5 protein-coding genes, 1 pseudogene and 3 riboswitches are annotated in these 13,613 nt (G+C 73.8%); all 6 genes and pseudogenes read left to right on the forward strand.

The window, feature by feature from the left end:
* A pseudogene (locus ABD352_RS49265) lies at positions 1-1,306 on the forward strand (FtsX-like permease family protein); the annotation flags it as partial.
* A gap of 47 nt (positions 1,307-1,353) precedes the next feature.
* Positions 1,354-4,347 carry a hypothetical protein gene (locus ABD352_RS49270; protein WP_344619578.1) on the forward strand — a complete coding sequence of 998 codons (2,994 nt, stop codon included), beginning with the start codon at positions 1,354-1,356 and terminating at the stop codon, positions 4,345-4,347.
* A gap of 112 nt (positions 4,348-4,459) precedes the next feature.
* Positions 4,460-4,669: riboswitch (cobalamin riboswitch) on the forward strand.
* Between the two features lie 129 nt (positions 4,670-4,798).
* On the forward strand, positions 4,799-7,180 hold the full coding sequence (locus ABD352_RS49275) for a ribonucleoside-diphosphate reductase subunit alpha (protein ID WP_344619579.1): 2,382 nt from the start codon (positions 4,799-4,801) through the stop codon (positions 7,178-7,180).
* Positions 7,181-7,236: 56 nt separating this feature from the next.
* Positions 7,237-8,214, forward strand: coding sequence for a ribonucleotide-diphosphate reductase subunit beta (locus ABD352_RS49280; RefSeq protein WP_344619596.1), 978 nt, complete (start codon positions 7,237-7,239; stop codon positions 8,212-8,214).
* A gap of 28 nt (positions 8,215-8,242) precedes the next feature.
* Positions 8,243-8,451, forward strand: a riboswitch (cobalamin riboswitch).
* Positions 8,452-8,591: 140 nt separating this feature from the next.
* Positions 8,592-10,859 carry a 5-methyltetrahydropteroyltriglutamate--homocysteine S-methyltransferase gene (metE, locus tag ABD352_RS49285; protein WP_344619580.1) on the forward strand — a complete coding sequence of 756 codons (2,268 nt, stop codon included), beginning with the start codon at positions 8,592-8,594 and terminating at the stop codon, positions 10,857-10,859.
* Positions 10,860-11,032: 173 nt separating this feature from the next.
* Positions 11,033-11,245: riboswitch (cobalamin riboswitch) on the forward strand.
* A gap of 127 nt (positions 11,246-11,372) precedes the next feature.
* Entirely contained in the window at positions 11,373-13,610 is a 2,238-nt protein-coding gene (gene metE, locus ABD352_RS49290; protein ID WP_344619581.1) for a 5-methyltetrahydropteroyltriglutamate--homocysteine S-methyltransferase, read from the forward strand.
* Positions 13,611-13,613: the final 3 nt, after the last annotated feature.

The following is a 13,613-nucleotide window of genomic DNA, read 5'->3' on the forward strand; positions in this document are numbered from 1 at the left end:
CGCGGTCGCCGGGCAGGGCCGCGCGCTGGCCGCCGTGCTCGCCTGCGCCGAGGCCGCCGCCCGCGGCGACCGGGCGGCGCCGGACCAGCCGCCGCCGGTCGACGGCACCACGCTCACCGCGAGCGTGCGCAACGACTCCGCCGCGCCGGTGTGGCTCGCCGTGCAGCTCGCCCACAACGGGACCGGCGCGGCCGTCACGGTCACGCTCGGGCCGATCGACCCGGGCGAGCACGAGGCGAGCGCCCCCGTCCAGGGCTGCACCGGCGCCCCCGGCTGCCGCCTCGTCGGGCTCACCCTCGGCGGGGCGCCCGGGCCGGACGGGCGCCCGCAGGACCCGCCCGCGCGGGCCGCCATCGCGGTGCAGGGGCTGCGCCAGGACGGGCCGGCCAAGACCGTGCTCGACCCCGGCAAGCTCGGCGACCCGCGGCTGTGGCGGGCCGTGACCACCGGCCTCGGGCTGATCCTCGGGCCGCGCAAGGGCGTGCTGACCCTCGCCGTGCCGCCCGTGCCGGAGGGGCAGAGCGTGCGGCCGGACACCCGCGCGTACCTCGTCGGCACGCCCCTCCCGCTGCCGGCGCTCATCGCCGGGGATCCGCCCCACGACTGGTCGTCCGCCGAGGCGGCGCTGACGCTGTTCGGGGCCCGGGCCGTACCGCTGCGACCCGAACCCACCGGGGAGCTCCTGCCGGCACTGGGCCGGTCCGGGCTCGTCCTCGACCTCGACACCGTGGCCCGGGCCCTGCCGGACGCCGTGGTGCCCGGCACGCTGCAGGTGTGGATCGCCCGCGGTGTGTCCCCGGAGGCGGCCGCGGACCTCGTGCGGCGCCTGGCCGCCGCCGGGGTGGAGGTCGTCGGCACCGAGACGGCGGACGCGCACGAGGCCCGGCTGGCCGAGCAGGGGCCCGCCTTCGCGGTGCGCTTCCGGCTGTTGTCCGCCCTCGCGGGTCTGCTGCTGGCCGCGGTGGCCGCCGCCGTCGCCGTCGGCGTGGAGCGCCGGGTGCGCGCGGCCGAGCTGCGGGCGATGCGGGCCCAGGGTGTACCGGCACGAGTCGGGCCGGCCGCCGCGGCCGGCGGGCAGGGTGCGCTGCTCGGGCTGGGCGCGCTGGCCGGGTTCCTCGTCGCGGCGGGCATCGCGGGGCTCTCGGGCGCACCGGTGGCCGCGTTCACCGACGACTGGCAGCTGACCGAGCCGCCGCCCGCGCTGCAGCCGGGTGCCCTCGCCGTGGTCGCCCTGCTGGCCCTGGTGGTCCTGGCGGCCGCCTCCGCCGGGGCGTTGCGCGGCACCGGAAAAGAGCCCACACGATGACGGCCTCGCATGCGTTGCGGGGCGGGCGCGGAAGGCGGTACCGATAAATGGTCGGGCTTGTCTTGGCGATGCTGCGGACCCGGCGCGGGCAGGCGGCGGCGCTGCTGCTGCTCACCATGCTGGCCGTCGGCGCGACCGTGGCGGTGCCCGCCTACCTCGGCGCCGTCGATATCGCCACCGCGCGGGGCGAGGTCGCCGCGGCCGGCCCCGCCGAGCGCTCGATCACCGTCAGCGCCCTGGTCTTCACGGACGGCGGCACCGTCGACCCGGACTTCGACTCCGTCGCCGGGGCGCTGCTGGACCAGCCCGGGTTCGCGCACGTGTACTCCGCCGAGTTCGCCGTCACCGGCCTGCAGGCCGGTGCGGACGGCACCCGGACCGTGTACCGCCAGGACGCCTGCGCCCACCTGCGCATCGTCACCGGGCGCTGCCTCATGGGCTCCGGCGACATCGTCATCGGCGAGCAGACCGCGGCCCACAACGATCTCGCGCCCGGCGACCGGATCACCCTCACCTACGCCCGGGTGATCCCGAACCCGCTGACCGGCATCGCGGTGTTCCAGCCGGACGGGCCGCCGGCCGAGCTGACGGTGGTGGGCACGTACCGGCCCGCCGACCCGCACGAGCAGTACTGGGGCGGCCACCGGTACTTCGCCACCAGCGCCCTGGGCCAGAGCGCCGAGCCGGTGTTCCTCGGCACCGCCACCGCCGAGCGGCTGCGGCCGCGCGAGCTCACCGTCGGCCTGGACGCGACCGCCGGCCCGGGCGCCTTCGACCGGCTGCCCGAGCTGCGCACCCAGGTCGACGCCCTGCGCCAGCGGGCCAAGCAGGTCAGCGGCGGCTACCAGGTCGACACCGCGCTGCCCGCCCTGATCGACCGGGTCGAGGCGAGCCGGGGGCTGGCCCGCCGCAGCGTGCCCGCGGGCGCCGTGCCGCTGTTGCTGCTGGCCTATCTCGCGCTGTACCTCGCCGTCGACTACGGCGCCGAGGGCCGCCGCACCGAGCTCGCCGTCGTGGCGCTGCGCGGCGCGCCCTGGTGGCCCCGCACCGTGCTGGCCACCGGCGAGACCATCGCCGCGATCGTGGCCGGCGCCGTCGCCGGGTGCGTCGCCGGGCGGGCCGCGGTCGGCGCGCTCGTCGCCTGGCGCCTGCCCGGCGCGAGCATCCCCGATCTCTCCCGCGGCGACCTCGCGCTCGCCGCCGCCACCGCCGCCGGCGCGGTCCTCGTCGCCGTGTTCGCCCAGCACCGCCGCCTCGCCCGGCCGATCACCGAGCTGCTGCAGCGGGTGCGCGCCCGGGCCGGCCTCGGCTGGCGCACCGCCGTCGTGCTGGCCGTGCTCGCCGCCGCGGCCGTCATGCAGCTGTTCAGCAGCGGCGGGCGCCTGGACGGCATCGGCCTGCTCGCACCCGCCCTGTGCATGCTGGCCCTGGCGCTGACGGGTGCCCGGCTGCTCACCCCGGCCGCGCGGGCGGTCGGCCGCTCGGCCCTGCGCCGCGGTCGGCTCGGGCTGGCCCTCGCCGCGCTGCTGCCCGGCCGGCGCCCGGCCGGGCAGCGGATGCTCCTGCTGCTCATCGTCACCGTCGCGGTGCTGGGCTACGCGGTCAGCGCCACCGACGTGGCCGCCCAGGACCGCGACCTGGCCGCCCGGATCGGCACTGGCGGCAGCCGGGTCCTCACCGTCGGCCCGGTCACCCGCCAGCAGCTGCTGCGCGCCGTGCGGGCGGCCGACCCGCAGGGCCGATGGGCGATGGCGGTCGCGCAGCTGCCGAAGGGCGCCCCGGACGAGCCGGCCAAGCTCGCCGTCGACGCCGCCCGGCTGCCGGCCGTGGTGCCGTGGCTGTCGCAGTACGGCGCCGTCGACCCTGCCCGCATCCCCGACCTGCTGCACCCGCCGGCACGCCAGCCGGTCGTCACCGACGACAAGGTGGCCCGCTTCGACGTGGAGGTCGTCAGCGCCGGCAATGAGCCGGTGCGCCTCAAGGCGGTGCTGGAGTCGATGACCGGGCGCGGGTCCGCCGTGCTGGACCTCGGGGCCGTGAGCAAGGGGCGGTACACCCTCAAGAAGAGCGACGACGTGTGCATCGGCGGCTGCCGCCTGGCCGCCCTCAAGCTGAGCTCCGACCGCATCGGCGGGGCGTCGGTCGACGTGGCCGTGACCCTGCTGGGCCTGTCCGCGCCGGGTGCCGACCTGGCCGACCCGGCCCACTGGCGGGCGACCGGCGGCACCCTGTCGGCCACCGGGGCGGGCCTGCGCTTCGCGGTGCGCGGCGCGCTGACCGACGGCGCCTGGTTCCAGCCCGCCGACGCGCCCTATCCGCTGCCGGTTCTGGCCACCGTACCGCTGGAAGGCCGCCGCCTCGCCGGGCTGGACGGACTGCCGACCGAGGTCCGCCCGGCCGGCCGCGCCGACGCCCTGCCCCGGGTCGGCACCGCGGGCGCGCTGGTCGACCTGGAGTACGCCGACCGCGTCTCCGTGGACGGCGGTGGCGCCATCGCGCCCGAGGTCTGGCTGTCCGCGGCCGCCCCGCCCGACGCGCTGACCCTCCTCGGCACGCAGGGCCTCATCGTGACCGACGACCGCGACGCAGCCTCGGTCCGGGCCCGCCTGGACCGCGACGGCCCGGCCCTGGCCCTGTGGTTCCACCTCGTCACCGGCGCGCTCGCGATCCTGCTGGCCGCCGGCGGCATCACCCTCATCGCCGCCGTGGACCGCGGCGCCCGGGCCGCCGACCAGGCCGCCCTGCGCCTGCAGGGCCTGAGCCGCCGCGCCGCCCGGCGGGCCACGCTGTGGACCTATCCGGCGCTGGTGCTCGCCGCGGGCCTGCTCGGCCTGGGCGTCGCGCTCGCCGTGTGGCGGCTGACCGGCTGGACGCTGCCGGTGTTCGGCTCGGACGCCCAGCTGCCGGCGCTGCCGCTGCCGCACTGGCCGGGCCTGGTCGCCCTGCCGCTGGCCTGGCTGGGCTGCGTGACCCTGCTGGCCTTCGTGGCCGCCCGGGCCGGCCGCCCGCCGGTCACCGCCGCGGGAGGAGCGGGGGCGTGAAGGTGCGTTGAGCCTGATGCGGCGTGAGGTCTGGCGGCGACGCACGGTGATGCGACGTACGCGACACGCCGACACACCATCTGGTGTTTCGCTTTCTCGATGTCTCCCATATATGGTGTTGCCCGCAGCTGGTTCGCTCGTCCCGCCGGGACGGGCGTCGCAAGAGGGAACCCGGTGGAAATCCGGGACTGCCCCGCAGCGGTGAGTGGGAACGAAAGCCGTCAACGAAGCACTGGACCACACGGGTCCGGGAAGCGGCGGCCGGTAGGCGACCTCGGTCATGCCCACGAGTCCGAAGACCTGCCAGCGCGCCGCGGGCCGTCCAGGCCTCGCGGCGGTCGGAGGCCGCGCGGGACGGCTGACGCCAACGCCAGTCGACGGCGCCTGCCGTCGCCCGGTGGCGTCTCTGCTCGCGCGCCCAACGTAGGTCGACGGGTGACGAGGGGGACACATGACAGTCACGCAGGACAAGGCCGTGCCCGGTCAGGGGGCGCCGGAGCAGCGACGGCACGCGATGCAGGTCCGCAAGCGCAACGGCGACCTGGAGCCGGTCGACGTCAACAAGATCGTCAAGGCGGTCGAGCGGTGGGTCGGCGACCTCGACGAGGTCGACCCGCTGCGTGTGGCGACGAAGACGATCAGCGGGCTGTACGACGGGGCGACGACCGCCGAGCTGGACAAGCTGTCCATCCAGACCGCCGCGGAGCTGATCGGTGAGGAGCCGCAGTACTCGAGGCTGGCCGCCCGGCTGCTCGCCGCATACGTCGACAAGGAGGTCCGCGGGCAGGGCGTCGCGAGCTTCAGCCAGTCGATCCGCTACGGCCACCAGCTGGGGCTGATCGGCGACGAGACGGCCACCTTCGTCGCCGCGAACGCGCGGAAGCTCGACGACGCCGTGGACCTCGACGGGGATCTGCGGTTCGAGTACTTCGGCCTGCGCACGGTCGCCGACCGGTACCTGCTGCGCCACCCCGACACCCGCCTCGTCGTGGAGACCGCGCAGTACTGGCTGCTGCGCGTCGCCTGCGGGCTGTCGCAGACGCCGACCGAGGCCATCGGCTTCTACCGGCTCATGTCCTCCCTGGCGTACCTGCCGAGCTCGCCGACGCTGTTCAACTCCGGCACCCGGCACACCCAGATGTCCTCCTGCTTCCTCGTGGACTCCCCGCGCGACGAGCTCGACTCCATCTACGAGCGCTACCACCAGGTCGCGAAGCTGTCGAAGTTCTCCGGCGGCATCGGCATCTCCTGGTCCCGCGTGCGCGGGCGGGGCGCGCTGATCCGCGGTACCAACGGAAAATCCAACGGCATCGTGCCCTTCCTCAAGACGCTGGACGCCGGCGTCGCCGCGGTGAACCAGGGCGGCCGGCGCAAGGGCGCGGCCTGCGTCTACCTCGAGCCGTGGCACCCCGACATCGAGGAGTTCCTCGAGCTGCGCGACAACACCGGCGAGGACTCCCGGCGCACGCACAACCTCAACCTGGCCAACTGGATCCCGGACGAGTTCATGCGCCGCGTCGAGGCCGACGCCGACTGGTCACTCATCGACCCGTCCGACGCCCCGGAGCTGCCCGACCTGTTCGGCGCCGAGTTCGACGAGGCCTACCGGGCCGCGGAGAAGCATGCCGTGCGGACCGTCAAGGCCCGCGAGCTGTACGGCAAGATGATGCGCACCCTGGCCCAGACCGGCAACGGCTGGATGACCTTCAAGGACCGCTCCAACGCGCTGTCCAACCAGACCGGGGCGCCGGGCAACACGATCCACCTGTCGAACCTGTGCACCGAGATCCTCGAGGTGAACAGCGACGAGGAGACCGCGGTGTGCAACCTCGGCTCGATCAACCTCGGCGCGCACGTCACCGCCGAGGGCGTCGACTGGGAGCGGCTGCGCGAGACGGTGCGCACCGCCGTCGTCTTCCTCGACCGGGTCATCGACATCAACTACTACCCCTCGGCGCAGGCGGCCGCGTCCAACCCGCGCTGGCGGCCGGTCGGCCTCGGGCTCATGGGCCTGCAGGACGCGTTCTTCACGCTGCGGCTGCCGTTCGACTCGGCCGGGGCGCGCGAGCTGTCCACCCGCGTGCAGGAGGAGGTCCTGCTCACCGCCCTGGAGACCTCGGCCGGCCTCGCCGAGCGGTTCGGCCCGCATCCGGCGTTCGCCGAAACCCGCGCCGCCGGCGGCGTGCTGCACCCCGACCTGTGGGGCGCCGAACCGGCCGCGGATGAGCGGTGGACGGCCCTGCGGGCCCGCGTCGCCGAGCACGGGCTGCGCAACTCGCTGCTCGTCGCGATCGCCCCGACCGCCACGATCGCCTCGATCGCCGGGTGCTACGAGTGCATCGAGCCGCAGGTGTCCAACCTGTTCAAGCGCGAGACGATGTCGGGGGAGTTCCTGCAGATCAACACCTATCTCGTGCGGGAGCTCAAGGCCCGCGGGCTGTGGACCGCGGCGATCCGCGAGCAGGTCAAGCGGGCCGAGGGCTCCGTGCAGGGCATCGCCGAGCTGCCGGTGGACGTCCGGGAGCTGTACCGCACGGCGTGGGAGCTGCCGCAGCGGGCGCTCATCGACCTCGCCGCCGCCCGCGCGCCGTACATCGACCAGTCGCAGTCGCTCAACCTGTTCATGAGCGCCCCGACGATCGGCAAGCTGTCCTCGATGTACCTGCACGCCTGGAAGTCCGGCCTGAAGACCACGTACTACCTGCGCTCCCGCCCGGCCACCCGGATTCAGCAGGCCACCGTGTCCGTCACCCCGGCCGTCTCGCTCATCGCCCCGACCGAAGCCGTCGCCTGCTCCCTGGAAAACCCCGAATCGTGTGAGGCCTGCCAGTGACCACCATCCCCGAACCCCGCACCGCCGACGTGCGGCCCCTGCTGCTCGACCCGGGCATGGACCTGACGCTGCGGCCGATGCGGTACCCGCAGTTCTTCGACCGGTTCAAGGACGCCATCAAGAACACCTGGACCGTCGAGGAGGTCGATCTGCACTCCGACCTCGCCGACCTGCCGAAGCTGTCGCCGGCCGAGCGGCACCTCGTGTCCCGGCTGGTCGCGTTCTTCGCCACCGGCGACACGATCGTCGCCAACAACCTGGTGCTGAACCTGTACCAGCACGTGAACTCCCCGGAGGGCCGGCTCTACCTGTCGCGGCAGCTGTTCGAGGAGGCGGTGCACGTCCAGTTCTACCTCAACCTCCTCGACACCTACGTGCCCGACGAGCGGGAGCGGTTCGAGGCGTTCGCCGCGGTCGAGAACATTCCGTCGATCCGGCGCAAGGCCGAGTTCTGCTTCAAGTGGATCAACTCGATCTTCGAGCTGCGTGAGCTCAAGACCCGCGACGACCGCCGCGCCTTCCTGCTCAACCTGATCTGCTTCGCCGCCTGCATCGAGGGCCTGTTCTTCTACGGCGCCTTCGCCTACGTGTACTACCTACGCTCCCGCGGACTGCTGCACGGCCTCGCCTCGGGCACCAACTGGGTGTTCCGCGACGAGTCGATGCACATGGCGTTCGCCTTCGACGTCGTGGACACCGTGCGGGCCGAGGAGCCGGACCTGTTCGACGCCGAGATGGAGCGCCAGGTCCAGCAGATGCTGGCCGAGGCCGTCGACTGTGAGGTCCAGTTCGCCGCCGACCTGCTCGAGCAGGGCGTCTCCGGGATGTCGCTGACGGACATGCGCGAGTACCTGCAGCACGTCGCCGACCGGCGGCTGGCCGTGCTGGGCATCGCGCCGATGTACGGCAGCCGCAATCCGTTCGCGTTCATGGAGCTGCAGGACGTCCAGGAGCTGTCGAACTTCTTCGAACGGCGGGTCTCGGCCTACCAGGTCGGCGTCACCGGCACGGTCACCTTCGACGACGAGTTCTGACCGTTTCCCTCCGTTCGACGCGGCCCATACGATGGATGGCAGTGCTGGTACGCCCGGCCCGCAAGGGCCGGGCGTCGCAAGAGGGAACCCGGTGGGAGTCCGGGACTGCCCCGCAGCGGTGAGTGGGAACGAAAGCCGTCAACGAAGCACTGGGCCGCAAGGCCTGGGAAGCGACGGCCGGTAGGCACGAGCACGGCGCCTGCGAGTCCGAAGACCTGCCCGCACCGCGTGCACGGCCCCGTGCACGCCGCCGACGGCTGCGCGGGCTGGCCGGGCGAGCGCGGCGCTGTGCCGTGCCGTCCTTTCCTGCTGGTGGCCGTCGACCACCTCGAGGGAAGGAACGTCAGCCGTGCTACACGCCCTTCGGATCGAGCACCGTGCTCGGCTACCCGCGCATCGGGCCGGACCGCGAGCTCAAGCAGGCCGTCGAGGCGTACTGGGCCGGCCGCATCGACGCCGGCCAGCTGGAGCGCACCGCGGCCGGCCTGCGCGCCGACGTCTGGCGCGACCTGCACCGGGCCGGGCTCACCGCGGTGCCGTCGAACACGTCCTCGTACTACGACCAGGTGCTCGACGCCGCCGTCGCCGTCGGTGCGATCCCGGACCGGTTCCGCCGCCTCGGGCTGTCCCCGCTGGACACCTCCTTCGCCATGGCCCGGGGCACCGCCGAAGAGCCGGCCATGGAGCTGACCAAGTGGTTCAACACGAACTACCACTACCTGGTGCCGGAGATCGGCCCGGATACCGTGTTCGCGGCCGAACCGGAGAAGATCCTCGGCGAGTATGCGGAGGCCCTCGCCCTCGGCGTCACCACCCGCCCGGTGCTCATCGGCCCGGCCACCTTCCTGCTCCTGGCCAAGGGCGACAACCCGTTCGGCCGGCTCGGCGACCTCGTGACCGCCTATGCGGACCTGCTCACCAGCCTCGGCGACGCCGGCGTGCCCTGGGTGCAGCTGGACGAGCCCGCCTACTGCGCCGACCGCACCCAGGCCGAGATCGACGCGCTGCGCGCCACCTACACCTACCTCGGCGGCCTGCCACGCCGGCCGCGGATGTTCGTCGCCTCGTACTTCGGCGACCTCGGCGACGCCCTGCCGGCGCTGCTGCGCACGCCGGTCGAGGCGGTCGGCCTGGACCTGGTGGCCGGCCCCGGCGGCCTTCGCCGGCTTGCCGCCTGCGGGCCGATCCCCGGCAAGACCATCGTCGCCGGGCTCGTCGACGGCCGCAACGTCTGGCGCACCGACCTGCGGGCCGCGGCCGCGATCGGCGCGCAGCTCAAGGGCCTCGCCGACGACGTGGTCGTGTCCAGCTCGTGCTCGCTGCTGCACGTGCCGGCCGACCTTGCCGCCGAGACCTCGCTGGACGCACAGGTGAGAGCCCGGCTGGCGTTCGCCCGCCAGAAGGTCGACGAGGTCGTCCTGCTCGGCAGGGCGCTGCGCGACGGCGTCGCCACGCTGCCGGCGCGGCCCGGCCCGGCGCCGGCCGCCTGGCGCGACGACGCCGTCCGGGCCCGCCTGGAGGCGTTGCGACCGGAGCACACCTCCCGTGGCCCGTACCCGCAGCGCGCCGTCGCCCAGCAGGCCCGGCTCCGCCTGCCCGAGCTGCCGACCACCACCGTCGGCTCGTTCCCGCAGACCGACCAGCTGCGCCAGGCCCGGGCCGACAGGCGTGCGGGGCGTCTCGACCCGGCCGGCTACGCCGAGCGGATGCGGGCCGAGGTCGAGCACGTGATCCGCTTCCAGGAGCGGCTGGGCCTGGACGTGCTGGTGCACGGCGAGCCGGAGCGCAACGACATGGTGCAGTACTTCGGCGAGCAGCTGACCGGCTTCGCCGCCACCGAGCACGGCTGGGTCCAGTCCTACGGCTCCCGCTGCGTCCGCCCGCCGATCCTGCACGGTGACGTCGCCCGTCCCGGTCCGATGACCGTCGCGTGGTCCACCTACGCCCAGTCGCTCACCGACCGGCCGGTCAAGGGCATGCTCACCGGCCCGGTCACGCTCCTCGCCCGGTCGTTCGTGCGCGCCGACCAACCCTTGGCCGACACAGCCCGGCAGGTCGCCCTCGCCCTGCGCGACGAGTGCCACGACCTCGAGATGGCCGGCATCCGCGTCATCCAGGTCGACGAGCCGGCATTGCGTGAGCTGCTGCCGCCGCGCAAGACCGAGCAGCGGGTGTACCTCACCTGGGCGGTCGAGGCGTTCCGGCTCGCCACCAGCGGCGTCGCCGACGCCACGCAGATCCACACCCACCTTTGCTACTCCGAGCTCGGCGAGTTCCTGCCGGCCATCGCCGCCCTCGACGCCGACGTCACGAGCATCGAGGCGTCGCGCTCGAAGATGGAGATCCTCGACGACCTGGGCGCCGCCGGCTTCGCGCGGGGCATCGGGCCGGGCGTCTACGACATCCACTCGCCGCGGATACCGCGGCAGGCCGAGATCACCGACGCGTTGCGCCGTGCCGTCGCCGCCGTCCCGGCCGACCGGCTGTGGGTCAACCCCGACTGCGGGCTGAAGACCCGCGGCTACGCCGAGGTCGAGCAGTCCCTGGCCCGGCTGGTCGCCGCCGCCGCGCAGATTCGCGCCGGCGCCGCTGAGCCGGGTCCGGTCAGTGACGGCGGCCACTGGCCGGCGGTCGGCCGTGCATAGGTCGCCATGCAGCGCGCTGCCCGCGCGCCGACCTGCCGGCGGGAGGCGTCCAGGCGCTCGAAGTCGTCCGGCCGTCGACGACGACGCGGCGCCTTGCTGAACCATGTGCGATGAACGTCTGTGGTACGCCAGACAGTCCGACGCCGCGGCCCCAGCCGTGTCGGGGAGGCCGTACCATGGCCCGCAGTGTTGGTTCACCCGGTCCGTCAGGGTCGGGTGTCGTAAGAGGGAATCCGGTGCGAGACCGGAACTGCCCCGCAGCGGTGAGTGGGAACGAAAGCCGTCAACGAAGCACTGGGCCACGCAGGCCTGGGAAGCGACGGCCGGTAGGTGACCTTCGGGTCGTGCCCGCGAGTCCGAAGACCTGCCCGCACTGCGCACACCGCCGGTGTGCGCCGCCGGCGACCCCTCGGGAGGGTCAGGGCGGAAGCGGCACGAGCGCCCTGCGGCGCCGTGTCCTCCTTCCTGTCCTTCCTTGGTGTCATCGGCCACTTCGAGGGAAGGACCCTTTTGGTGAGCACTGCATTCGGGCAGAGCACCGTCCTCGGGTATCCGCGCATCGGCGGGAACCGCGAGCTGAAGAAGGCCGTCGAGGCGTACTGGGCCGGGAAGATCGACGCGGACGCCCTCGCATCGACCGCCGCCGGGCTGCGGGCCGAGGTGTGGCAGACGCTGCGTGACGCCGGGCTGAGCGCGATCCCGTCCAACACGTTCTCCTACTACGACCACGTACTCGACACCGCCGTCGCCGTCGGTGCGATCCCCACTCGCTTCACCCGGCTCGGCCTGTCCGAGCTCGACACCTACTTCGCGATGGCCCGCGGCGTGGACGCCGAGCCCGCACTCGAGCTGACGAAGTGGTTCGACACCAACTACCACTACCTGGTGCCCGAGATCGGCCCGGACACGATCTTCGCCGCCAACCCGGTGAAGGCGCTCAGCGAGGTCGCTGAGGCCGCCGACCTGGGCATCACCACCCGGCCGGTGCTGGTCGGCCCGGCCACGTTCCTGCTCCTGGCCAAGGGTGAGGACCCCTTCGCCCGGCTCGACGACCTGGTCGACGTCTACGCCCAGATCCTCGCCGTCCTGGCCGCCTCGGGCGTGGCCTGGGTACAGCTGGACGAGCCGGCCTACGTCGCCGACCGCACCCCGGAGGAGATCGACGGGCTGCGCCGCGCCTACCGTCGCCTCGGCGAGCTCACCGACCGGCCCCGCCTCTTCGTCGCCACCTACTTCGGCGAGCTCGGCGACGCACTGCCGGCGCTGCTGGACACCCCGGTCGAGGCGGTCGGCCTGGACCTGGTCGCGGGCCCCGGCAACCTCGACCGGCTGGCCGCGGCCGGCCCGCTCGCCGGCAGGACCATCGTCGCCGGGCTCGTCGACGGCCACAACATCTGGCGTACCGACCTGCGCGCCGCCGCGACCCTCGGCGGCCGGGTCGCGGCGCTTGCCGACCACGTCGTGGTCTCCACCTCGTGCTCGTTGCTGCACGTCCCGGTCGACCTGGCCGCCGAGCAGGACCTCGAACCGCAGCTGTACTCCCGGCTCGCCTTCGCCCGGCAGAAGGTCGACGAGGTCGTCACGCTGGGCACGGCCGTGCGCAACGGCACCGGCGAGCTGCCCGCGCCGCTGCCGCCGGTCCCGCCCGCCTGGCGGCACGACGCCGTCCGGGCCCGCCTCGCCGAGCTGGGGCCGCAGGACCGGCGGCGCGCCGACTACGCCACCCGCGCCGCCGCCCAGCAGGCCCGGCTGAACCTGCCGGAGCTGCCGACGACCACCATCGGCTCGTTCCCGCAGACCACCGAGCTGCGCAAGGCCCGCGCCGAACTGCGCACCGGCGCCGTGGACTGGCCCGGCTATGTCGAGCGGATGCGGGCCGAGGTCGAGCACGTCATCCGGCTGCAGGAGGAGCTGGGCCTGGACGTGCTGGTGCACGGCGAGCCGGAGCGCAACGACATGGTGCAGTACTTCGGCGAGCAGCTCGACGGCTTCGCCGCCACCGAGCACGGCTGGGTCCAGTCCTACGGCTCCCGCTGCGTCCGCCCGCCGATCATCTACGGCGACGTCGCCCGCAAGGCCCCGATGACCGTCGAATGGTCCACCTACGCCCAGTCGCTGACGCACAAGCCGGTCAAGGGCATGCTGACCGGCCCCGTCACCATCCTCGCCTGGTCGTTCGTGCGGACGGACCAGCCCCTCGCCGACACCGCCGACCAGGTCGCCCTCGCCCTGCGCGACGAGTGCGCCGACCTGGAGGCCGCAGGCATCAAGGTCATCCAGGTTGACGAGCCGGCGCTGCGCGAGACGCTGCCGCTGCGCAAGGCCGAGCAGAAGGCGTACCTCGACTGGGCGGTCGGCGCGTTCCGGCTGGCCACCAGCGGCGTCGCCGACGACACGCAGGTCCACACGCACCTGTGCTACTCCGAGTTCGGTGAGGTCATCACCGCCATCGACGCGCTCGACGCCGACGTGACCAGCATCGAGGCGTCCCGCTCGAAGATGGAGGTCCTCGACGACCTCGCCGCGATCGGCTACGGCCGCGGCGTCGGGCCCGGCGTGTGGGACATCCACTCGCCCCGGGTCCCGTCCCACGACGAGGTGGTCGAGTCGCTGCGCCGCGCCGTCGCGGCCGTGCCCGCCCGGCGGCTGTGGGTCAACCCCGACTGCGGCCTGAAGACCCGCGGCTACGCCGAGGTCGAGGCGTCGCTGCGCCACCTCGTCGCCGCCGCTGCCGAGGTCCGCGGCATCTGATAT

This window comes from Dactylosporangium salmoneum (genome assembly GCF_039532525.1).
GTDB lineage: Bacteria > Actinomycetota > Actinomycetes > Mycobacteriales > Micromonosporaceae > Dactylosporangium > Dactylosporangium salmoneum.

Coding starts and splice junctions, on each gene's coding strand:
- ABD352_RS49280 (WP_344619596.1), top strand. CDS start 7,237: ATGGACCTGACGCTGCGGCCGATGCGGTACCCGCAGTTCTTCGACCGG.
- ABD352_RS49270 (WP_344619578.1), top strand. CDS start 1,354: ATGGTCGGGCTTGTCTTGGCGATGCTGCGGACCCGGCGCGGGCAGGCG.
- ABD352_RS49275 (WP_344619579.1), top strand. CDS start 4,799: ATGACAGTCACGCAGGACAAGGCCGTGCCCGGTCAGGGGGCGCCGGAG.